At 74.6% G+C, this 21,933-nt stretch carries 21 protein-coding genes; 19 read left to right on the top strand and 2 right to left on the bottom strand.

Going from position 1 to position 21,933, the window contains the following annotated elements:
• The first annotated feature begins 59 nt into the window (after positions 1-59).
• A complete protein-coding gene (locus G9H72_RS12505) occupies positions 60-1,526 on the top strand; it encodes a glycoside hydrolase family 15 protein (RefSeq protein ID WP_166171501.1) in 1,467 nt (488 codons plus the stop codon).
• Here G9H72_RS12505 and G9H72_RS12500 read toward each other — a convergent pair.
• Positions 1,459-3,615: an elongation factor G-like protein EF-G2 gene (locus tag G9H72_RS12500; protein ID WP_166171499.1), complete on the bottom strand. Its 2,157-nt coding sequence runs from the start codon at positions 3,613-3,615 to the stop codon at positions 1,459-1,461. The two genes, G9H72_RS12505 and G9H72_RS12500, sit on opposite strands and share 68 nt — an antisense overlap.
• 236 nt (positions 3,616-3,851) lie before the next feature.
• Between G9H72_RS12500 and pgsA the strand changes: the two genes are divergently transcribed.
• The 4 genes from pgsA to G9H72_RS12480 are packed head-to-tail and all read left to right on the top strand — an operon-like array spanning position 3,852 to position 7,204.
• Complete coding sequence (pgsA, locus tag G9H72_RS12495; protein ID WP_166171497.1) at positions 3,852-4,505, top strand: phosphatidylinositol phosphate synthase; 654 nt, start codon at positions 3,852-3,854, stop codon at positions 4,503-4,505.
• 26 nt (positions 4,506-4,531) lie between these two features.
• Positions 4,532-5,497, top strand: a complete 966-nt coding sequence (locus G9H72_RS12490; RefSeq protein WP_331272247.1) for a phosphatidylinositol mannoside acyltransferase — start codon at positions 4,532-4,534, stop codon at positions 5,495-5,497.
• Position 5,498: 1 nt separating this feature from the next.
• Complete coding sequence (locus G9H72_RS12485; protein WP_166171495.1) at positions 5,499-6,665, top strand: glycosyltransferase family 4 protein; 1,167 nt, start codon at positions 5,499-5,501, stop codon at positions 6,663-6,665.
• The gene (locus G9H72_RS12480; protein ID WP_166171796.1) at positions 6,665-7,204 is read left to right on the top strand and encodes a hypothetical protein; all 540 of its coding nucleotides are present in this window, start codon (positions 6,665-6,667) and stop codon (positions 7,202-7,204) included. The genes G9H72_RS12485 and G9H72_RS12480 overlap by 1 nt, the downstream gene beginning before the upstream one ends.
• A 3-nt stretch (positions 7,205-7,207) precedes the next feature.
• On the opposite strand, the gene G9H72_RS12475 is transcribed toward G9H72_RS12480, so the two are convergent.
• Positions 7,208-7,576 (bottom strand): hypothetical protein, encoded by a 369-nt coding sequence (locus G9H72_RS12475; protein WP_166171493.1) that lies wholly within the window; start codon positions 7,574-7,576, stop codon positions 7,208-7,210.
• Between the two features lie 262 nt (positions 7,577-7,838).
• Here G9H72_RS12475 and G9H72_RS12470 point away from each other — a divergent pair, with 262 nt between their 5' ends.
• The 14 genes from G9H72_RS12470 to G9H72_RS12405 all read left to right on the top strand — a co-directional run bounded on the left by G9H72_RS12470 (position 7,839) and on the right by G9H72_RS12405 (position 21,931).
• Positions 7,839-8,690: a M20/M25/M40 family metallo-hydrolase gene (locus G9H72_RS12470; RefSeq protein WP_166171491.1), complete on the top strand. Its 852-nt coding sequence runs from the start codon at positions 7,839-7,841 to the stop codon at positions 8,688-8,690.
• Between the two features lie 48 nt (positions 8,691-8,738).
• The gene (locus G9H72_RS12465) at positions 8,739-9,740 is read left to right on the top strand and encodes a DUF3048 domain-containing protein (protein WP_166171488.1); all 1,002 of its coding nucleotides are present in this window, start codon (positions 8,739-8,741) and stop codon (positions 9,738-9,740) included.
• A 94-nt stretch (positions 9,741-9,834) separates the two neighbouring features.
• Entirely contained in the window at positions 9,835-10,758 is a 924-nt protein-coding gene (pdxS, locus tag G9H72_RS12460) for a pyridoxal 5'-phosphate synthase lyase subunit PdxS (protein ID WP_166171486.1), read from the top strand.
• A 258-nt stretch (positions 10,759-11,016) separates the two neighbouring features.
• A complete protein-coding gene (gene pdxT, locus G9H72_RS12455; protein WP_166171484.1) occupies positions 11,017-11,619 on the top strand; it encodes a pyridoxal 5'-phosphate synthase glutaminase subunit PdxT in 603 nt (200 codons plus the stop codon).
• A 10-nt stretch (positions 11,620-11,629) separates the two neighbouring features.
• Positions 11,630-12,382, top strand: coding sequence for a YebC/PmpR family DNA-binding transcriptional regulator (locus tag G9H72_RS12450; protein WP_166171482.1), 753 nt, complete (start codon positions 11,630-11,632; stop codon positions 12,380-12,382).
• 284 nt (positions 12,383-12,666) lie between these two features.
• On the top strand, positions 12,667-12,834 hold the full coding sequence (locus G9H72_RS12445; RefSeq protein WP_166171480.1) for a hypothetical protein: 168 nt from the start codon (positions 12,667-12,669) through the stop codon (positions 12,832-12,834).
• 61 nt (positions 12,835-12,895) lie between these two features.
• On the top strand, positions 12,896-13,495 hold the full coding sequence (gene ruvC / locus G9H72_RS12440) for a crossover junction endodeoxyribonuclease RuvC (RefSeq protein WP_166171794.1): 600 nt from the start codon (positions 12,896-12,898) through the stop codon (positions 13,493-13,495).
• Positions 13,492-14,115: a Holliday junction branch migration protein RuvA gene (gene ruvA, locus G9H72_RS12435; protein WP_166171478.1), complete on the top strand. Its 624-nt coding sequence runs from the start codon at positions 13,492-13,494 to the stop codon at positions 14,113-14,115. The genes ruvC and ruvA overlap by 4 nt, the downstream gene beginning before the upstream one ends.
• Entirely contained in the window at positions 14,112-15,167 is a 1,056-nt protein-coding gene (gene ruvB / locus G9H72_RS12430; RefSeq protein WP_166171476.1) for a Holliday junction branch migration DNA helicase RuvB, read from the top strand. Before ruvA ends, ruvB begins: the two co-directional genes overlap by 4 nt.
• Positions 15,168-15,400: 233 nt before the next feature.
• On the top strand, positions 15,401-15,721 hold the full coding sequence (gene yajC, locus G9H72_RS12425; RefSeq protein ID WP_166171474.1) for a preprotein translocase subunit YajC: 321 nt from the start codon (positions 15,401-15,403) through the stop codon (positions 15,719-15,721).
• A gap of 86 nt (positions 15,722-15,807) precedes the next feature.
• Entirely contained in the window at positions 15,808-17,526 is a 1,719-nt protein-coding gene (gene secD, locus G9H72_RS12420) for a protein translocase subunit SecD (RefSeq protein WP_166171472.1), read from the top strand.
• Positions 17,527-17,529: 3 nt separating this feature from the next.
• Positions 17,530-18,777 carry a protein translocase subunit SecF gene (gene secF, locus G9H72_RS12415; RefSeq protein WP_166171470.1) on the top strand — a complete coding sequence of 416 codons (1,248 nt, stop codon included), beginning with the start codon at positions 17,530-17,532 and terminating at the stop codon, positions 18,775-18,777.
• A 21-nt stretch (positions 18,778-18,798) separates the two neighbouring features.
• The gene (locus G9H72_RS12410) at positions 18,799-19,368 is read left to right on the top strand and encodes an adenine phosphoribosyltransferase (protein WP_166171468.1); all 570 of its coding nucleotides are present in this window, start codon (positions 18,799-18,801) and stop codon (positions 19,366-19,368) included.
• Between the two features lie 76 nt (positions 19,369-19,444).
• A complete protein-coding gene (locus G9H72_RS12405; RefSeq protein ID WP_166171466.1) occupies positions 19,445-21,931 on the top strand; it encodes a RelA/SpoT family protein in 2,487 nt (828 codons plus the stop codon).
• The last annotated feature ends 2 nt before the right edge of the window (positions 21,932-21,933 follow it).

The following is a 21,933-nucleotide window of genomic DNA, read 5'->3' as shown; positions in this document are numbered from 1 at the left end:
CGGCACCCGGGGAGACTAACCGGCGCGCACGTAGAGTGCCGGTCATCAGGAGGCGATCGGTGCGGGCAGCGTGGCGGGCAGTGGCCGTCGTCCTCGTCGCCTCCGCACTCGCCGCCGGCGTCACCGCCGCCGCGCCCGGGGACCCCCCGCCGGTCGCGCTGCGCAGCCACGGGCTGGTCGGCACGCCCGGCTCGGTGCGGGTGCTGCACGCCGAGCGCCCCGGTGCCGCCTACGTCCCCGGCAGCAGCGTCCTGCGCCTCGCCGACGGCGTCCTGCTCACCGGGCCGGCGGACCCTGCGCCGGCGGTCCCCGCCCCGCTCGACCTCGGGGACGAGCGCCGCGACGAGGACCGGGCCGCCCGCCTCGTCCAGGCGTCCCGCAGCTGGCTGGCCGAGGGCACGGTGCCCGGCGACACCGCGCCGCTGCGCGACATGGCGGAACGGGCGCTGCTGGACCTGCGGCTGCTGACCCGGCCGGACGGGGCCTCCCTCGCCGCGCCGGAGGGCATCTGGGCGTACGTCTGGCCGCGCGACGCCGCCTTCGTCGCTGCCGCCTTCGCCGTCACCGGGCACGTCCCCGAGGCGGCGTCGGTGCTGCGCTGGATAGCCGGGCAGCAGCGCCCCGACGGCACCTGGGCGGCGCGCACCCGGCCCGACGGCTCCGGGCCGCCGGACGAGCGGCCCGACCAGCTCGACGCCAACGGCTGGGTGCCCTGGGCGGTCTGGACGGTCGTGGAGGAGGTACGCCGGGCGGCAGGGCCCGCGGCGGCCGCCCGGCTGCGCACCGAGCTCGCGCCCGCCGTCGCCCGCGCCGTGTCGGCGCTCGCGGCCCGCCTCGGCCCGGACGGGCTGCCGCCGGCCATGCCGGACTACTGGGAGGTGTCGGTCGACGGCCCGACGCTCGGCGCGGTGGCCCCGCTGCTCGCCGGCATGCGGGCGGCGGCCGACCTCGCCCGGCACGGCGGCGACCCCGCCACCGCGGCCCTCGCCACCGAGGCGGCCGGCCGGCTGCAGGCGGCGCTCGCCGCGGGCTGGAGCGGCGACCGGCCGACGCGGTACGCCGGCGGCGAGGGAGGAGTCGACTCGGCCGTCGCCTGGCTCGCGCCGCCCTTCGGCGACGGCGCCCTGCTCGGCCCCACGAGCCTCGACCGTGCCGAGCAGGCCCTGCGCACCCCCAGCGGGGGCGTCCGCCCCGGCGAGGAGTTCACCAACCCCAGCACCGCCTGGACGCCGGAGACCGCCGCCTTCGCCCTGGCGTACGCGACGACGGGCCGGCCGGCGGACGCGCGCCGCCTGCTCGGATGGCTCGCCGCCCACCGCACGTCCCTGGGCGCGCTGCCGGAGAAGGTCGACGCCTATGGGTCGCCGGCGTCGGTCGCCCCCCTCGGCTGGACGGCGGCGTCGGCCCTGCTCGCGCTGACGGCGCTGGAGCGGCCGCTGCCCGCGCCCGGCCAGGCGCTCACGAGCCCAGCACCTTCGCCGCGAGATGGCTCGGCATCGGCTCGTGCCGGGCGTACGAGCGGGTGAACGTCCCGCTGCCGTGCGACAGCGAGCGCAGCTCGATCGCGTACCGGGTGATCTCCGGCTCGGGGACCTCGGCACGCACGAGCGTCCGCCCGCCGGGCGCCGGCTCGGTCCCCAGGACCTTGCCGCGCCGGCCCGACAGGTCGCTCATGACCGCGCCCACGTACTCGTCGGACACCATGACGAGCAGCTCGTCGACGGGCTCGAGCAGCGACACCGCGGCGCCGGAGGCGGCGTCCCGCAGCGCGAGCCCCCCGGCCATCTGGAACGCCATGTCCGAGGAGTCGACCGAGTGCGCCTTGCCGTCGACGAGGGTGACGCGGATGTCCACGACGGGGTAGCCCGCGGCGACGCCCTTGGCCATCTGGGCGCGCACGCCCTTCTCCACGGAGGCGATGAACTGGCGCGGGACGGCACCGCCCACGACCTTGTCGACGAACTCGAACCCCGCGCCGGTCGGAAGCGGCTCGACCTCGACGTCGCAGATGGCGAACTGGCCGTGCCCGCCGGACTGCTTCACGTGCCGGCCGTGGCCCTTGGCCGGCCCGGCGAACGTCTCGCGCAGGGACACCCGCAGCGGCTCGGTCTCCACCCCGACGCCGTAGCGCCCCTGCAGCCGCGAGAGCACCACGTCGACGTGCGCCTCGCCCATGCACCAGAGGACGAGCTGGCCGGTCTCGGCGTCCTGGACGAGCCGCAGCGTCGGGTCCTCGGCGACGAGGCGGCCGAGCGCGACGCCGAGCTTGTCCTCGTCGCTGCGGGACCGCGCCCGGATCGCCACCGGGAGCAGCGGCTCGGGCATCGTCCACGGCTCCACGAGCAGCGGCTGCTCCTTGGCCGACAGCGTGTCGCCGGTCTCGGCCCGGGTGAGCTTGGCCACGGCGCAGATGTCACCGGCGATGCAGGCCTGGACCGGGCGCTGGGCCTTGCCCAGCGGCGAGGACAGCGCGCCGATGCGCTCGTCCACGTCGTGGTCGGGGTGGCCGGCGGTCTCGCCGAAGAACGACGCGGCGTGCCCCGAGACGTGGACCGGGAGGTCGGGGCGCAGCGTGCCGGAGAAGACGCGGACGAGGCTCAGCCGCCCGACGTACGGGTCGGTCGTGGTCTTGACCACCTCGGCGACCAGCGGGCCGTCGGGGGAGCAGGTGAGGGGAGGCTGCGGGTCGCCACCCGGGGTGGTGACGGCCGGCAGCGGGTGCTCGAGCGGGGAGGGGAACGCCTGGGTCATCAGCTCCAGCAGCTCGACCATGCCCACCCCGTCGAGCGCCGACACGGGCAGCACCGGGTAGAAGCTGCCGCGGGCGACCGCCTTCTCCAGGTCCTCGACGAGCGTCTTGACGTCGAGCTCCTCGCCGCCGAGGTAACGGTCCATCAGCGTCTCGTCCTCGGACTCGGCGATGATGCCCTCGAGCAGCGCGGCGCGCGCGTCGGCGGTGCCCTCGATGTGCTCGGGCTCGGCCGGGTGCTCCTCCCGGCTGCCCGAGGAGTAGTCCGCGATCCGCTGGGAGAGCAGGGCGTACAGCCCGGCCACGCTGCCGTCGTCGGCGAGCAGGGGGACGTACGCCGGGAGCACGCCGTCGCCGAACACGCGCTGGCAGACGGCGACGGACTCGTCGAAGTCCGCGCGCTCCTTGTCCAGCTTGGTGACGACCACCGCGCGGGGCATGCCGACCGCCGCGCACTCCTCCCACAGCAGGGACGTCGCCGCGTCGACGCCGTCCACGGCCGAGACCACGAAGAGGGCGGCGTCGGCGGCGCGCAGCCCGGCGCGCAGGTCCCCCACGAAGTCGGCGTAGCCGGGGGCGTCGAGCAGGTTGACCTTGATGCCGTCGTGCAGGAGCGGGGCGAGCGCGAGCGAGACCGTGCGCTGCTGGCGGGCCTCGGCCTCGTCGAAGTCGGTCACGGTGCTGCCGTCCTCGACCCGGCCGGGGCGCGGGATCGTCCCGGCCGCGACGAGGACGGCCTCGACCAGCGTGGTCTTGCCCGCGCCCGAGTGCCCGACGAGGACGACGTTGCGCACCTGCTCGGGGCGCTCGGCGACCGGCGCCGCACCGCCGCCGGCGGCTCCTGACTGGCTCGCTGCAGATCCCACGAGGCCCCTCCTTCGTACGTCGTCAACAGGTCGGGTCACCGGCCGGCTCCGGGTGGCCGGCTCGGACGGCCCGGCTGGCTGGAAGCCTGCTCCGGTCGTCGGGCCCCCGCAAGGGCCCGAGGGCCGCGTCGCCGCGGACGGTCGGGCACGCCCGCCGTCCTCACTACGATGTCAGCACCACCGCGCACCCACTGGACGACCTGCCCGGCGCGGTGGCCGCCGGCGACAGGACGAGGATGCTCAATCGGTACGCGCGCGCCTTCTTCTCGCGTGTCATGACCCCGATCGCGCGCGGCCTGCTGCGGGCCGGCGTGAGCCCTGACGTCATCACGCTGCTCGGCACGCTCGGCGTGTGCGTGGGCGCCCTCGTGTTCTTCCCGCGGGGCGAGTTCTTCTGGGGCAGTTTCTTCATCACGTGGTTCGTGTTCAGCGACATGATCGACGGCACGATGGCGCGGCTGTCCAACCGGTCCTCGGCCTGGGGCGCCTGGCTCGACTCCTCGACCGACCGCGTGGGGGACGCCGCGATCTTCGTCGGGATCCTGCTCTGGTGGTTCGGGGACGGCGACGACCCGCTGCTGGCCGGCCTCGCGCTCTACGGCCTGGTGGCCGGCTCGCTGGTGTCCTACGTCAAGGCCCGGGCCGAGGGGCTGGGGATGCGAGCGGACGTCGGCGTCATGGAGCGCTCGGACCGGCTGGTGACGATCCTGGTGGCCACCGGCCTCGACGGCCTCGGCGTGCCGTACATCCACACCGTTGCGCTGTGGCTCGTCGCGGTGGGCGCGACCGTGACGGTCGTGCAGCGGGCCCTGCTCGTGCGCCGGCAGGCGATGGCGCGCACCGACGCCGCGACGGCCGCTGCCGACACGTCATCGCGCCCGGGCGCCTGAGGCAGCGGCGCGTGGGGCGGCGGCGCGTGGGGCAGCGACGCGTGGGGCGGCGGCGCGTGCGGGAGCGGCTGGGCCAGCGTGCCGCCCTGGCGGGCTACTCCGCGGGCTGGTCGCTCGTCCGGCGGCTGCCCGAGCCGGCGGCGTACGCCCTGTTCGCCCGGCTCGCCGACGTCGCGGCCCGTCGCCGCGGCCGCGGGGTGCGCCGGCTCGAGGCCAACCTGCGCCGGGCCGTGCCGGACGCCGGCCCCGCCGAGCTCGACGTGCTGGTCCGCGAGGGCATGCGCTCCTACCTGCGCTACTGGTGCGACACGTTCCGCATGTCCGACTGGCCCCGCGAGCGGGTGGTCGGCACCACGAGGGTGGTGAACGGGCACCACGTGGCCGAGGCGCTGGCCGCGGGCAGGGGCTTCGTGGGCGCGCTGCCGCACATGGGCAACTGGGACCACGCGGGCGCGTGGGCCGCGGCCGTCCACGCGCCCGTGCTCAGCGTCGCGGAGCGGCTGCGCCCGGAGGAGCTGTACGACCGGTTCGTCGCGCACCGTGGGCGGCTCGGGATCTCGGTGCTGCCGCTCACCGGCGGCACGTCCCTGCTCCCGCAGCTGCGCGACTGGCTGCGGGAGAACCGCATCGTCTGCCTGCTCACCGACCGCGACCTCACCGCCAGCGGTGTGGAGGTCGACCTGCTCGGCGAGCGTGCCCGGCTCGCCCCGGGGCCGGCGGTCCTCGCGCTGCAGACCGGGGCGCCGCTGCACCCCGTCACCGTCGCCTACGACGAGCGCGGCATCGTCCTGACGTTCCACCCGCAGGTCCGCCCTCCGTCGTCGGGCACCACGCGCGAGCGGGTGGCCGTCATGTGCCAGCAGGTGGCGGACGCGTTCGGCGGCGCGATCGCAGCGGCACCCCAGGACTGGCACATGCTGCAGCGGGTGTTCGTCGCCGACCTCGACCCCGGCCGGGTGCCGTCGCCCTCCGCTCCCGCGACGGGGGCCTGACGTGCGGGTCGGGCTGGTCTGCCCGTACGCCTGGGACGTGCCCGGCGGTGTGCAGTTCCACGTCCGCGACCTCGCCGAGCAGCTGATCGCGCTCGGCCACGAGGTGTCCGTGCTCGCGCCGGCGGACGAGGACATGCCGCTGCCGCCGTACGTCGTCCCCGCCGGCCGCGCCGTGCCGGTGCCCTACAACGGGTCGGTCGCCCGGCTGAGCTTCGGGCCGCTCTCCGCGGCGCGGGTGCGCCGGTGGCTGGCGGTCGGGGAGTTCGACCTCGTCCACATCCACGAGCCGGCCTCGCCGAGCCTGTCGCTGCTGGCCTGCTGGGCGGCCTCCGGGCCGATGGTGGGGACCTTCCACACCGCGTCGCTGCGCTCGCGCGCCTACACCGCGTTCTACCCGGTCCTCTACCCTGCGCTGGAGAAGCTCTCGGCCCGCATCGCGGTCAGCGAGCAGGCGCGCCGCACCGTCGTCGAGCACATCGGCGGGGACGCGGTCGTGATCCCGAACGGCGTCTACGTCGACCGCTTCGCCTCCGCCACGCCAAGGCCCGAGTGGCGTGGCTCCGGGGGCACGCTCGCCTTCCTCGGGCGGCTGGACGAGCCGCGCAAGGGCCTGGCGACCCTGCTCGCGGCGTTCCCGCGCATCCTGGCGCGCCACCCCGACGTGCGCCTGCTCGTCGCCGGGCGGGGGGACGTCGAGGAGGCGCGGGCGGCGCTGCCCGCGGCCGCGCGCCCCTGCGTGGAGTTCCTCGGGCAGGTCAGCGACGAGGACAAGGCGCGGATGCTCGCGACCGCCGACCTCTACGTCGCGCCCAACACCGGGGGCGAGAGCTTCGGCATCGTGCTCGCGGAGGCCATGGCCGCCGGCGCCGTTGTCGTGGCCAGCGACCTCGACGCCTTCCGCACCGTGCTCGACGGCGGTGCCGCCGGCGAGCTCGTGCCGGTCGGCGACGCCGCCGCGCTCGCCGACGCGGTCGTGGGGCTGCTGTCGGGCCCGGCCCGGGCGGACCGGCTCCGGGCGACGGCCTCGACGGTCGTGCGCCGCTTCGACTGGCCGGTGGTCGCCGCCCAGGTTCTCGCCGTCTACGAGACCGTGACCGCCGGCGCGGGCAGCGTGGCGCCGCTCCCGCCCGGGCGTACGGGCCGGCTCGGGCTGTGGGGCCGGGAGTGATCCCGGACGCCCTCGCCACCGGGCTGCTCGTCCTCGCGCTGCTGGTGCTGCTCGGCTGGTACCTCTCCTGGACCGCCACCCGCCTGGACCGGCTGCACGCCCGGGTGGAGGGCGCGCGGGCTGCCCTCGACGCCCAGCTCGTCCGGCGCGCGACCGCCACCCTGGAGCTGGCGGCCTCCGGGCTGCTCGACCCCGCGTCGAGCGTGATCCTCGCCGACGCGGCCCACTCGGCCTCGGTGGCCACCGACGAGAGCCGCGAGCTCGCCGAGTCCGACCTGTCCCGGTCGCTGCGGGCCGCCCTCGGCGCGGACGCGGTCGAGGCGCTGCGGGAGGAGCCGGGGGGCTCCGAAGCGGTCCGGGACCTGGCCGCCGCCACCATGCGGGTGCAGCTCGCCCGCCGCTTCCACAACGAGGCGGTCCGCGCGACCGGGGTCGTTCGGGGCAAGCGCGTCGTGCGCTGGCTGCGGCTGGCCGGGCACGCGGCCCTGCCGGTGACGTTCGAGATGGACGACGACCCGCCGCCCGCGCTCGCCGGCTGATGCTCAGTCGAGCAGGTACGCGATCGCCGCGCGCCCGAGCGGCGAGACGTAGAGCGCGATGCCCGTGAGGGCCAGGGCGACCGCCGCGGCGTACAGCCGGCGGGCCACGGCGTCGACCCCGCGCCCGGCCGCCCCGACGGCGGCGCGCACGACGATCCCGGCGCAGACGAGCGGCAGCGCGAAGACCGAGGCGAACACCAGCACGAACGTCAGGTCCGTGACCAGCGGCACCATCGGCGCCCCGCTCCAGTAGTCGTGGCCCCTGTAGGGCAGCACGACGCCGAGCAGGAACGAGAGGTCGAACACGGCGGCTCCGGCGAGGGCCAGCGCCGCGCTGCGGCGGGCTTCGCGTACAGCGGTCCTGGTCGCCATCTGCTCGCCCTTCCGTCGGCCCGTCCCAGCATGCAGGAGCCGCTCGACAGGGCGAGCGGTTCAGCGCGGCCACTAGGGTCGAAACATCTTCGGAGCAGCTGAGCCACGACTTCGCCCGCTCGACCGGGCGGCGGCCCAGCGTGCCCGGACGCTGCGGGCCGCGGTCGACGAGGGCCGGCTGCGCGGCCTCGTCGAGCGCCTGCCCGCTCCTCGCGTACGCCGCCTCGACCCGGCCACGCGCGACCGGGCGGACTCGCTGCTGATGGAGGAGCTGACCGCCGCAGGGTGGGCGGCGCGGCGGCAGCGCTTCGGCGTGCGCGGGGCCCGGGACTGGGCGCTCGACGGCGGCCGGCCCGAGCAGGTCGACGAGCTGCCCGGCGTCAACGTGGTGGCGGTGAAGGAGGGCGCGCTGCCGGACGCGCTCGTCGTCGTCGCGCACGCCGACACGGTCCCCGGCAGCGGGGGAGCGGACGACAACGGCAGCGGGCTGGCGGCCCTGGTCGAGCTGGCCCGGCTGCTGGGGCCCGAGCGGCTGCAGCTCTCCGTCGTGCTGGCCGCCGTCGACCACGAGGAGCTCGGCTTCCACGGCGCCCGCGCGCTCGTCGCCCGGCTGCGCCGGGAGCGCCCGGTCCGAGCGGCGTACGTCCTCGAGATGCTCGGTTACGTGTCGCCGGCGCCCGGCTCGCAGCGCCTGCCGGCCGGCGTGGGCGCGCTCTACCGCGGCCAGGTGGCCAAGCTGCGCGCGCGCGGCATGCCGGGCGACTTCCTCGCCCTCGTCCATCAGCAGCGCAGCCGCGAGGCGGCGCGGTGCCTGGCGTCCTGCCTCGCCGAGCTCGCGGGCCCGCACGCCCCCGTGCTGCTGCGGGCGCCGACCGACCTGCCCGTCGTCGGCGCCGCGGCCCGGCGGGTGCCGATGGCCCGCGACTTCGCCCGCAGCGACCACGTGGCGTTCTGGGAGGCGGGGCTCCCGGCGGTGCAGGTCACCGACACCGCGAACTTCCGCAACCCGCACTACCACCGCGCCTCCGACCTGCCGGGGACCCTGGGCTACGCCTTCCTGGCGGACGTCACCGCGGCGACGGCGCTGGCGCTGCTGATCCTCTCCGGGCTCTGAGCCTTCGCCCGCTTCAGCCGCCCGCGCCGCCTGCCGAGACCCTGCTCGATGACTACTGCCACGCTCCTGCGCCGCGGCCTGCTCGCCACCACGGTGGCCGCCGCCCTCGCCGCCTGCTCGGGGCTGCCGCTCGAGATCGGCGGGGCGTCCGCCCCGGAGAAGGCGTCGGCCGCCGCGGCCAAGCGCGTGTCCGCGCTGTCCGGCCGGGCCGCGGCGGACGGCCCGACGCTCGTGGTGAAGATCGACAACACGGCGGCCGCCCGCCCGCAGGCCGGGCTCGAGGACGCGGACGTCGTCTACGTCGAGCCGGTCGAGGGGGGCCTCACGCGACTCGCGGCGGTGTTCTCCACCCGGCTGCCCGAGTCCGTCGGCCCGGTCCGCAGTGCCCGCATCAGCGACGTCGAGCTCTTCGCGCAGTACGGCAAGCCAGCGTTCGCGTACTCCGGGGCGCAGTCGAAGTTCCTCCCTACGCTGCGCAGCGCCTCCCTCGCGCTCGTGTCCGCCGACGACGACCCGTCCCTGTACCACCGGCGCAGCAGCCGCCCGGCGCCGTACAACCTCTTCGCTGACGCGGAGAAGCTGCTCGCCGCCGCCGAGGGCGCCACGACCGTGCAGGACATCGGGTTCCGCTTCGGCAAGGCCCCCGCGGGCGGCACGAAGGCCGCGAGCGTGACCGCCTCATGGCGCGCCGCGAGCTCGGGCTTCACCTGGTCGGCCACGGCCAAGCGCTGGCTCGCGTCCACCGACGGCACCCCGGCGGTCTCGACGTCCGGCAAGCGGCTCGCGGCCACGACCGTGCTCGTGCAGTACGTCGACGAGACCGACTCGGTCTACAAGGACAAGAACGGCTCGGTCACGCCGTACGCGCACACCGTCGGCACCGGCGAGGGGCTGCTCCTGCGCAACGGGAAGGCCTGGAAGGCGCAGTGGTCGCGCTCGGGCGCCACGACGGGCACGCGCTGGACGGTGGGCGGGCAGACCGCCCGGCTCGCCGCGGGGCAGGTGTGGGTGCTGCTGGTGGACAAGGACCGCCCCGTGCGCCTGCGCTGAGCGAGTGGGCCATTCGTCGCGGATCGGCCCGGTCGGACAGGTCCTGAGAACGCCTACCCTGGAGGGGCAGCAGTCCCCGACCAGCGAGGTCCCGTTGAGCGTCCCTTCCGCCCCTCTCGAGAACGAGTCTTCGTCCGGCAGCACCGGCACGGCCCGCGTCAAGCGCGGCATGGCCGAGATGCTCAAGGGCGGCGTGATCATGGACGTCGTCACGCCGGAGCAGGCCAAGATCGCCGAGGACGCCGGTGCCGTCGCGGTCATGGCGCTCGAGCGGGTGCCCGCGGACATCCGCAAGCAGGGCGGCATCGCGCGCATGAGCGACCCCGACATGGTCGAGGGCATCGTCGACGCGGTGTCGATCCCCGTCATGGCCAAGGCCCGCATCGGCCACTTCGTCGAGGCGCAGGTCCTGCAGTCGCTCGGCGTGGACTACGTCGACGAGTCCGAGGTCCTCACCCCGGCCGACGAGGCGCACCACATCGACAAGTGGGCGTTCACCGTCCCCTTCGTCTGCGGCGCCACCGACCTGGGCGAGGCGCTGCGCCGCATCGCCGAGGGCGCGGCCATGATCCGCTCCAAGGGCGAGGCGGGCACCGGCAACGTCGTCGAGGCGACCCGTCACATGCGGCAGATCCGGTCGGACATCCGCCGGCTCGGGACGCTGGACGAGACCGAGCTCTTCGTCGCGGCCAAGGAGCTGCGCGCGCCGTACGACCTGGTCGCCGAGGTGGCCAAGCTCGGCAAGCTGCCGGTCGTGCTCTTCACCGCGGGCGGCATCGCCACCCCGGCCGACGCCGCGATGATGATGCAGCTCGGCGCGGAGGGCGTCTTCGTCGGCTCGGGCATCTTCAAGTCCGGCGACCCGGCCAAGCGCGCCGAGGCCATCGTGAAGGCCACGACGTTCTACGACGACCCCGACGTCATCGCGAAGGTCTCGCGCGGCCTGGGCGAGCCGATGGTCGGGATCAACATCTCCGAGCTGCCGGCCGACCAGCGCTACTCCGACCGCGGCTGGTAGTCGCCGACGATCGCACCGTCGCGCCTCCTACCCGTTGCAGCGGGTAGGAGGCGCGACCTGTCGAGCGGGGGCGGGCTCGGCGGCCGTGCGCGACGTCGGCGTCGAACGGGCCTCCGGCTCGCGCCGGAAGCCACGTCGTGCGCCACCGCCTCGTGCCGCCACGGCCGGGGGGCGAACCGGGCGTTCCGGGCCGGCTGCGATGCCCGCCGGTAGCATCGGAGGCATCAGGACCGTCGTCGACCACGCAAGGCGGGGATCGTGCCGCAGCCGCAGATCGGCGTCCTCGCGCTGCAGGGGGACGTCCGGGAGCACCTGTCCGCGCTGGAGGCGGCCGGTGCGCGGGCCGTCCCGGTCCGCCGGCCCAGCGAGGTCGACAGCGTCGACGCCATCGTCCTGCCGGGTGGTGAGTCCACCACGATCAGCAAGCTGGCCCGCACGTTCGAGGTGCTCGACCCGCTCCGCGAGCGGGTCGCCGCCGGGATGCCGGCATACGGCTCCTGCGCCGGGATGATCCTGCTCGCGGACCGGATCGTGGACGGCGTGCCCGGGCAGGAGACGATCGGCGGGCTCGACGTCACCGTGCGCCGCAACGCCTTCGGCCGCCAGGTCGACTCCTTCGAGGCCGACGTCGAGGTCGACGGCGTGCCGGGCGACCCGTTCCACGCCGTCTTCATCCGGGCGCCCTGGGTCGAGCAGACCGGGGGCCGTGTCGAGCAGCTCGCGCGCGTCAAGGGCGGGCCCGCCGACGGTAGGATCGTCGCGGTCCGGCAGGGGCACCTGCTGGCCACCTCATTCCACCCGGAGCTGACGGGTGACCTGCGCGTCCACGCGCTGTTCGTCGAGCTGGTGAAGGGCCGGTGACCTCCGCGCTATGAGCGGCCACTCCAAGTGGGCGACTACCAAGCACAAGAAGGCCGTCATCGACGCGAAGCGCGGCAAGCTCTTCGCGAAGATGATCAAGAACATCGAGGTGGCCGCCCGCACCGGGGGCGGTGACCCGGCCGGCAACCCCACGCTCTACGACGCCATCCAGAAGGCGAAGAAGTCCTCGGTCCCGAACGACAACATCGACCGCGCCGTCAAGCGCGGCTCGGGCGCGGAGGCCGGCGGGGCCGACTACTCCACGATCATGTACGAGGGGTACGCCGCCGGCGGTGTCGCCGTCCTGGTCGAGTGCCTCACCGACAACCGCAACCGCGCGGCGGCCGACGTCCGCATCGCCTTCACCCGCAACGGCGGCTCGATGGCCGACCCGGGCTCGGTGTCGTACATGTTCAACCGCAAGGGCCTCATCGTCGTGCCCAAGACCGACGGCCTGACCGAGGACGACGTGCTCGGCGCGGTCCTCGACGCCGGCGCGGAGGAGGTCACCGACGACGGGGAGCAGTTCGAGGTCGTGTGCGAAGCGACCGACCTGGTCGCGGTCCGCACCGCGCTGCAGGACGCGGGCATCGACTACGACTCGGCCGACCCCACGTTCCTCCCCTCGGTCAAGGTCGAGCTCGACGAGGAGACCGCCCGCAAGGTCTTCAAGCTGATCGACGCGCTCGAGGACAGCGACGACGTCCAGGACGTCTACGCCAACTACGACGTCTCCGACGAGGTCATGGAGGCGGTGGGCTGACGCCCTCCCGCGTTCGCGGAGCACCGGTCGCCCCTCGGGGTAGCCGGTGCTTCCTGCTTGTCGCCGGTGGCCGCTTCCGGACATTTCCCGGACGCTCGGACACTCCTAGCGTCCGAAGGGCCGGGGCGACGAGGCGCCGAGCGAGGCGACAGGGGGCTGCTCCGTGCGCCGACCGTCCCGCTCCACCTCCCGCCTGCTGCGGCTCGCCGCGGCCGGCGCGCTGACCGTCACCGCGCTCGTCGCAGCTCCGACGTCGGCGACCGCCGCCGCGCGAGCTCCCGCTCGTGGCCGGCTGGGAGTACGCCGCCAGCCGCCCCGGCGCGGAGCACGTCGGGGTCGAGGACGGGCGCGCGGTGTTCGAGGTCGGCTCGGTGGACCGTGTTCACCCCGCAGCGGGCGCGGTGACACGCCGGGCCCGCCCGCTGCGCGGCCCGGCCTCGGGCGCCCGGTAGCGTCTTCTCGAACGCGTGTTCGGACGGAGCGCGCCGGAGCCGAGGGGTGCGCCAGGTGACCTTGCGGGTGCTCGGAGTCGACCCGGGCCTGACCCGGTGCGGCATCGGGGTGGTCGAGGGCGTGCCGGGCCGGTCGCCGCGGCTGGTGGCCGTGGGGGTCGTGCGAACCCCGCCGGACGCCGACATCGGCCCGCGGCTGGTCGCGCTGCAGCGCGGGCTCGAGGAGTGGCTGGACGCCGAGCGGCCCGACGCCGTGGCGGTCGAGCGGGTGTTCAGCCAGAACAACGTCCGCACGGTCATGGGGACCGCGCAGGCGAGCGCGATCGCCATCGCCGCCGCCGCCCACCGCGGGCTGCCCGTGGCGCTGCACACCCCGAGCGAGGTCAAGGCCGCCATCACCGGATCCGGTCGGGCGGACAAGGCCCAGGTCGCATCGATGGTCATGCGGGTGCTCCGGCTCGACGAGGCGCCTCGGCCGGCCGACGCGAGCGACGCGCTCGCCCTCGCCGTCTGCCACCTGTGGCGCGGCTCGGCCCAGGCTCGGCTGAGCGGGCTGGCCGTGCCCGCCGCCCCCGCGGGTGGCCAGACCCGGGCGCAGGCCCAGCTCGCCGCCGCTGCGAAGGCCGCTGCCGCACGCGGCGCGGCGGGGGTACGCCGGTGATCGCCTTCGTCTCCGGCAGGGTCGCCGCGCTCGGGCCGGACACCGCCGTCGTCGAGGTCGGGGGGGTCGGGCTGGCGCTGCGCTGCACGCCCGGCACCCTGGCCTCGCTGCGCCCGGGCGAGCCGGCCCGGCTCTCGACGCACCTCGTGGTCCGCGAGGACGAGCTCACGCTCTACGGCTTCGCCGACGACGACGAGCGATCGGTCTTCGAGACGGTCCAGACCGTGAGCGGCGTGGGCCCCCGCCTCGCGCAGGCGATCCTCGCGGTGCTCGCGCCCGACGAGGTCCGTCGTGCCGTCGCGGCCGAGGACCTCACCACCCTCACCAAGGTGCCCGGCATCGGCAAGAAGGGCGCCCAGCGGCTCGTGCTCGAGCTGCGCGACAAGCTCGGCGCTCCCGTCGGCGGCGCCTCCGCCGCCCCGGCGGCCCGCATCCCCGCCCAGGAGGGGTGGCGTCTCCAGCTCGCGGAGGCGCTGACCGGCCTGGGGTGGCCGGCCCGGGAGGCCGAGGCTGCGGTCGACGCCGTGGCGCCCGAGGCCCAGGCCGCGCTGGAGGCAGGGCACGCCCCTGACGTCGCGGCCCTGCTGCGCTCGGCGCTGCGCGGGCTCAGCCGCGCATGACCAGCGACCCCCTGCGGCTCGTCGGTGGCGCGGCCGACGAGGAGGAGCGGGCAGCCGAGCTGGCGCTGCGGCCCAAGTCGCTCGACGAGTTCATCGGCCAGGAGCGGGTGCGCGAGCAGCTCGGGCTGGTGCTCGACGCGGCGAAGGCACGCAGCCGCCCGGCCGACCACATCCTGCTCTCGGGAGGGCCCGGGCTGGGCAAGACGACGCTGGCCATGATCGTCGCCGCCGAGATGGAGGCCCCGCTGCGCATCTCCAGCGGGCCGGCCATCACCCACGCCGGCGACCTGGCGGCCGTGCTGTCCAGCCTGGCCGAGGGCGAGGTCCTCTTCCTCGACGAGGTGCACCGGATGGCGCGCCCGGCCGAGGAGATGCTCTACATGGCGATGGAGGACTTCCGCGTCGACGTGGTCGTCGGCAAGGGCCCCGGAGCGACGGCGATCCCGCTGGACCTGCCGCACTTCACGCTCATCGGCGCGACCACGCGGGCCGGCCTGCTGCCCGCGCCGCTGCGCGACCGCTTCGGCTTCACCGCCCACATGGACCTGTACGAGCCGGCGGAGCTCGAGCTGGTGCTCTCCCGGTCGGCCCGGCTGCTCGGCATCGACCTGCGCAAGGACGGCGGCCGCGAGGTCGCGCTCCGCTCGCGCGGCACCCCGCGCATCGCCAACCGGCTGCTGCGCCGGGTGCGTGACTTCGCCGAGGTGCGGGCCAAGGGCGTGGTGACCGGGCCGGTCGCCGCCGCGGCGCTGGAGATCTACGAGGTGGACGCCCTCGGGCTCGACCGGCTCGACCGCGCGGTCCTCACCGCCCTGGTCAGGCTCTTCGGCGGCGGGCCGGTGGGGCTGTCGACGCTCGCGGTCGCGGTGGGGGAGGAGCCGGAGACCGTGGAGGTCGTCGCGGAGCCCTTCCTCGTGCGAGCCGGGCTGCTGGCACGTACACCGCGCGGGCGCATCGCCACGCCGGCCGCCTGGTCGCACCTGGGGCTCGCACCGCCCCGCACGCACCCCGCGACGGGGGCCATGACGCTGCCGCTCGACGATGGCGACTGAGCCGGGGCGCTGCCGTTCGGGCCGGTGCTCGGCCGACGAGAGACGCCCTTCGCGTCCGCCGCGGATTCCCCGGCTTTCGTTGCGTCTTCGTTGTCAAGTCCGGGCGGCACCGCACTAGACTTCCGCGTTGGCTGCCGACCGGGTGTTTGTCCGGAGCCGCCCAGCCCTGCCGGAGACCCGGCGCCACCGGGAAGCCGACTGGGAGGACGTTGGTGCGATCCCTCGCGAATCTCTTGCCGTTCGTACTGATCGGCCTGGTGTTCTGGCTGCTGCTGATCCGGCCCGCACAGGCTCGTCAGCGGCGCCTCGCGCAGCTGCAGGCCGAGCTGTCGCCCGGGGCGCGCGTGGTGACCACGGCCGGCCTCTACGCGACCGTGGTCGCGGTCGACGACGACGCGGTCGTGCTGGAGACGTCCCCCGGGGTCACCAGCCGCTGGGCGCGCGGAGCCGTCGGGCAGGTCCTGCCCCCGGACGAGGCGCCGGGCACGGGCGGCTCGGTGTCCTTCCGGAAGCCCGACACGGGCGCCCCCCCTCCCGACAGCCCGGCCGGCTGACCGTCAGCCGCGACGGCTGACGCTCGGTCAGCAGCGACTTTCCCCGACTTCCTCCGTCCGAAGCACGCACAGGAGACACGACAGCAGTGGCTACGAAGAAGGGCCCGGCGACGGCCTCCCGGCCGGGACGCACCTTGCTGGTGCTCCTGGTGATTCTCGTCGCGATCTTCGGCGGAATCTTCATCAAGGGCGACTACACGCCCCGGCTGGGGCTCGACCTGCAGGGCGGCACCAGCGTCGTGCTCCTGCCGCGCACGGAGAACGGCGCGGCGCCGACCGGCGAGCAGCTCGACCAGGCGGTCGACATCATCCGCCAGCGCGTCGACGCGCGCGGCGTCACCGAGTCCGAGATCCAGACGCAGGGCGACAACATCGTCGTCTCCGTCCCGGGGGCCACCGGCGCCGAGACCGTCCGGCTGATCGCGAGCACCGCGAAGCTGACGTTCCGCCCGGTCCTCGCGGTGACCGGTGCCGCCCCCATCGTCGAGCCCACGCCGACGCCCTCGGGCGAGGCCAGCGCGCCGGCCGCCGAGTCGAGCGCCCCGGCGGCCCGACCCGCCCCGACCGCCTCCTCCAACGGGCGCGTCGTGCCGGACGCGCTGCGCGCCGCGGAGCCGACGCCGGCCGCCACGGCGACCGCGCCCGCGACGGAGCCGCTGCCGACCGAGGCCCCCACCGTTCCGGACCCCGCAGCCGCCGTTCCCGCCGAGGTCCAGCAGGAGTTCCAGGACAAGGACTGCACCGCGGCGGAGAACCGCGGCGGCGGCACCGAGTTCCCGGCCGACGCCACCGTGGTGGCCTGCGACCGCGACGGCGCTGCGAAGTACCTGCTCGGCGCGGTCCTCGTGCAGGGCGAGAACGTCGACGACGCCACCGCCGGGCTCACGCCCAACACGGCCAACGACTGGCTCGTCCAGCTCGACTTCGACGGCGAGGGCACCAGGCAGTTCTCCGACGCCACCCAGAGTCTGGTCGCCAAGGCCGCTCCGGAGAACGCGTTCGCGATCGTGCTCGACAACGCCGTGATCTCGGCCCCGACCGTCCAGAGCGCCATCACCGACGGGAACGCCCAGATCACCGGTGACTTCAGCGAGACCGAGGCGCGCGACCTGGCCAACGTGCTCCGCTACGGCGCGCTGCCGCTGGCGTTCGAGCAGGGCGAGATCAACACGATCTCGGCCACCGTCGGTGAGGACCAGCTCGACAAGGGCATCCTGGCCGGCGCGATCGGCCTGGTCCTGGTCCTGGTCTACTCGCTGCTCTTCTACCGCGGCCTCGGCCTGGTCAGCGTCGCCAGCCTGGTGATCGCCGGCCTGCTGACCTGGGGCGCCATCGTCCTGCTCGGCAGCCTCATCGGTTTCACCCTCATCCTCGCCGGCGTCGTCGGCGTCATCGTCTCGATCGGCATCACCGCCGACTCGTTCGTCGTGTTCTTCGAACGGCTGAGGGACGAGATCCGGGAGGGACGCACCATCCGGACGTCCGTGGAGCACGCGTGGAAGCGCGCCCGACGCACGATCCTGGTCGCCGACGGCGTCACGATCCTCTGTTCGGCCACGCTCTACTTCCTGGCGATCGGCCGCGTGCAGAACTTCGCCTTCACCCTCGGCCTGTCGACGCTTATCGACCTCGTGGTGGTGTTCCTCTTCACCAAGCCGCTGGTCTCGCTGCTCGTACGCACCAAGTTCTTCGGCAACGGCCACCGGCTCTCGGGGCTCAACCCCGAGAGCGTCGGCCGTCACATCTCGCCGGCGGCCGCCCCGGTCGCCACGGCCACCCGCGTCCGCACGGCCAAGGAGGCCTGAGCGATGTCCCGCCTCGGATCCCTCGGACACCGGCTCTACACCGGTGAGGTGGCGTACGACTTCGTCGGCCGCAAGCGCACCTGGTACGCCGTCTCGGCCGCGATCCTCGTCATCACGCTGCTCGCGCTGTTCATCCGGGGGCTGAACTTCGGCATCGAGTTCAAGGGCGGCGCGGAGTTCCGCGTGCCCGACGCGAACTGCTCCATCGAGAGCGCGCGCGGCGTGGTGGAGGAAGCCGTCGAGGGCGAGACCATCGTCCAGAAGCTCAACGACAACACGCTGCGCGTGCAGACCGGTGACCTCGCGCAGGGCCAGGACACCGACATCACGAACGCCCTGGCCGAGGAGTGCGGCGTCGCCGCCGGCGACGTGAACGTGCAGGTGGTCGGCCCCTCGTGGGGTGGCGCGATCACCGAGCGCGCGGCATGGGGCCTCGTCGTCTTCCTCGTCCTCGTGGCGATCTTCATCGCCATCGTGTTCGAGTTCAAGATGGCGATCGCCGCGTTCGTCGCGCTGCTGCACGACATCGTCATCACGGTCGGGGTCTACGCCCTCGTCGGGTTCGACGTGACGCCGTCGACCGTGATCGGCCTGCTGACGATCCTCGGCTACTCGTTGTACGACACCGTCGTCGTCTTCGACTCGCTGCGGGAGAACTCCGCGGGCCTGCAGGGCAGCAGCCGCATGACCTACAGCGAGGCGGCCAACCTCTCGGTCAACCAGACCCTCGTCCGGTCGATCAACACCTCGCTGCTCGCCCTGCTGCCGATCGGCGCGATCCTCTTCGTCGGTGCGTTCCTGCTCGGCGCCGGCACGCTGAAGGACCTCTCCCTGGTGCTCTTCGTCGGCATCGCGGCCAGCACGTACTCCTCGATCTTCATCGCCACCCCGCTGCTGGCCGACCTCAAGGAGCGCGAGCCGGCGATGAAGGCGCTCACCAAGCGCGTGGAGATGCGCCGGTCCGGCTCGGCCCCGCGGCGGGCGGGCACGGCGCGGCCCACGGGCGCCGGTGGCACCTGGCAGGCCCCGGTCGCCACGGGTGGGGCGACGGCGATCGCGACGGTGGGACCGGACGACGACGGGGTCGGGGACCCCGCCGGTGACCCGGCCGGCGGCGACGCCGTGCCCCCCACGTCGTCCCCGTCCACGCCGTCCTCGCGCCCCCGGCCCAGCGGGGCGGCAGGGCAGCGGCCCCAGCCCCGCCGGGGCGGCGGCTCCCGGCCCGGCGGCACGCGCGGCAAGCGCAGGTAGCCCCTCGGTAGAGTCTGGGCAATGAGCTCGGACCTCGGCGGCCCCGTCGGCACCGGAACGACGGCGGGGTCGCCGCCCCTGCGCGAGCGGATCGAGCCGTTCGTCCGGGACGTGCCCGACTACCCGAAGCCGGGCGTGCTCTTCAAGGACATCACCCCGCTGCTGGCCGACGCCGGCGCCTTCGCCGCGACCGTCGACGCGCTGGCCGACCTCGCTCACGGGGTCGACGCGGTGGTCGGCATCGAGGCCCGCGGCTTCATGCTCGCGGCGCCGGTGGCGTACCGCGCGGGCGCCGGCTTCGTGCCCGTCCGCAAGGCGGGCAAGCTGCCGGCACCCACCCTGTCCGCGGCGTACTCCCTCGAGTACGGCGAGGCGGTGCTCGAGGTCCGCGAGGGAGCGCTCGCCCCGGGCGCCCGCGTGCTCGTCGTGGACGACGTCCTGGCCACCGGCGGCACCCTCGCCGCCACCCTCGGCCTGCTGGAGCGCTCGGGTGCCGAGGTCGCCGGCATCGCGGTCCTGCTCGAGATCGCGGCACTCGGCGGCCGGGCCGCGCTGGGCGGCCGTCCGGTCGAGGCCCTGATCTCAACCTGACCGGCTCGGGCGGCACGGCTCGCCGGGCGGGCCGCCGCGCATAGACTGGAACCTCAGGGCGACGAGGGGGTAGCGCGTGGGCGAAGACCGGGCCGGTGCAGCGGTCGAGGCCGGCCGCGCCACCACCGGCACGGCGGGCAACGGCGCGTCCGCGCCCGCCGGAGCCGCCCCGACGGCGCCTCCGGCCTCCGACGCCGCTGACGGCGCGCGCCTCGGCCGGCTCGGGCGAGCCGCCGCCGAGCCCGCGCCGGCGCCCCCGCGCCCGGAGGCTCCCGCCACCGCCCGCGTCCGCAAGCGGCTCGCCCGCCTGGGCGCCCAGCGCAGCGGGACCAACCCGGTCCTCGAGCCGCTGTTCCGGCTGATCCGGGAGACGCAGCCCAAGGCGGACCTGCGCGACCTCGAGCGCGCGTACGCGGTGGCCGAGCGGTGTCACCGGGGGCAGCGGCGCAAGAGCGGCGACCCGTACATCACCCACCCGCTCGCCGTGGCGACGATCCTCGCCAGCTTCGGCATGAACCCCCCGACCCTGTGCGCCGCGCTGCTGCACGACACGGTCGAGGACACCGACTACACGCTCGAGCAGCTGCGCGCCGACTTCGGCGACGAGGTGGCCGGGCTGGTCGACGGCGTCACCAAGCTCGACAAGGTCAAGTACGGCGACGCGGCCCAGGCCGAGACCGTGCGCAAGATGGTCGTCGCGATGTCGCGCGACATCAGGGTGCTCGTCATCAAGCTGGCCGACCGGCTGCACAACGCAAGGACCTGGCGCTACATCCCGGCGGAGAAGGCCGAGCGCAAGGCCCGGGAGACGCTGGAGATCTACGCCCCGCTGGCCCACCGCCTCGGCATGAACAAGGTCAAGTGGGAGCTCGAGGACCTCTCGTTCGCCACGCTCTACCCGAGCCTCTACGAGGAGATCGTCAACCTCGTCCGCGACCGCGCGCCCAGCCGGGACGAGTACATCGCCGGGGTCATCGACGCGGTCGGGCAGGACATGACGGCCGCGAAGATCAAGTGCACGGTCACCGGGCGGCCGAAGCACTACTACTCCGTCTACCAGAAGATGATCGTGCGCGGCCGCGACTTCGCCGACATCTACGACCTCGTCGGCGTCCGCATCCTGGTCGACACCGTCCGCGACTGCTACGCCGCGCTGGGCACCGTGCACGCGCGCTGGAACCCCGTTCCCGGGCGTTTCAAGGACTACATCGCGATGCCCAAGTTCAACATGTACCAGTCGCTGCACACGACGGTGATCGGGCCCGAGGGCAAGCCCGTCGAGCTGCAGATCCGCACCCACGCGATGCACCGCCGCGCGGAGTACGGCGTGGCCGCCCACTGGAAGTACAAGGAGGACGCCACCACGCCGGGCACCGCCCGCGCCGACGACGGCGGTTCCACCAGCGACATGAGCTGGCTGCGCCAGCTGCTCGAGTGGCAGAAGGAGACCGAGGACCCGGGCGAGTTCCTCGACTCGCTGCGCTTCGACCTGTCCAGCGGCCAGGTCTACGTCTTCACGCCGAAGGGCGAGGTCGTGGCCCTGCCGACGGGCTCGACGCCGGTCGACTTTGCGTACGCCGTGCACACCGAGGTGGGCCACCGGACCGTCGGCGCGCGGGTCAACCAGCGCCTCGTCCCGCTCGAGTCCAAGCTCGAGAACGGCGACACGGTCGAGATCTTCACCTCCAAGGCGGCCAACGCCGGGCCGTCGCGCGACTGGCTCACCTTCGTCGCGTCACCCCGTGCGCGCAACAAGATCAAGCACTGGTTCTCCCGGGAGCGTCGCGAGGAGGCGATCGAACAGGGCAAGGAGGCGCTCGCACGGACGCTGCGCAAGCAGGGGCTCCCGCTGCAGCGGCTGCTGTCGAGCGAGGCGCTGACCGCGCTAGCGAACGAGATGCGCTACCCCGACATCTCCGCTCTGTACGCCGCGATCGGCGAGAACCACGTCAGCGCGCAGTCGGTGGTGGCCAAGCTCGTGCAGTCCCTCGGCGGCGAGGAGGCCGCCGAGGAGGACATGGCCGAGGCCACCGTCCCCACGGCCCCGCACGTCGCCCGCGGCCGCGCCCGCCCGGCCGGCGACCCCGGCGTGGTCGTGAGCGGCGCGCCGGACGTGTGGGTCAAGCTCGCCCGCTGCTGCACCCCGGTCCCGGGCGACCCCATCGTCGGTTTCGTGACGCGTGGCAACGGCGTCTCGGTCCACCGCGCCGACTGCATCAACGTGGCCAGCCAGTCCCTCTCGCCCGAGCGCATGGTGGGCGTCGAGTGGGCGCCCACGTCGCAGAGCGTCTTCCTCGTCCAGATCCAGGTCGAGGCGCTCGACCGCAGCCGGCTCCTCTCCGACATCACGCGGGTCCTGTCCGACCAGCACGTCAACATCCTGTCGGCCTCGGTCACCACCACCCGCGACCGCGTCGCCGTCTCCCGCTTCACCTTCGAGATGGGCGACACGACCCACCTCGGCCACGTGCTCAAGGCGGTCCGCGGCATCGAAGGCGTCTACGACGTCAACCGCCTCACCAACCCGAGCGCCGGCTCGACGCCCTCACCGACCCCCGCCTGATC

The organism is Motilibacter aurantiacus, assembly GCF_011250645.1.
Taxonomy (GTDB): domain Bacteria; phylum Actinomycetota; class Actinomycetes; order Motilibacterales; family Motilibacteraceae; genus Motilibacter_A; species Motilibacter_A aurantiacus.
The sequence above is the reverse complement of the archived record's forward strand: the minus strand, read 5'-3'. Positions and strand labels throughout refer to the sequence as shown.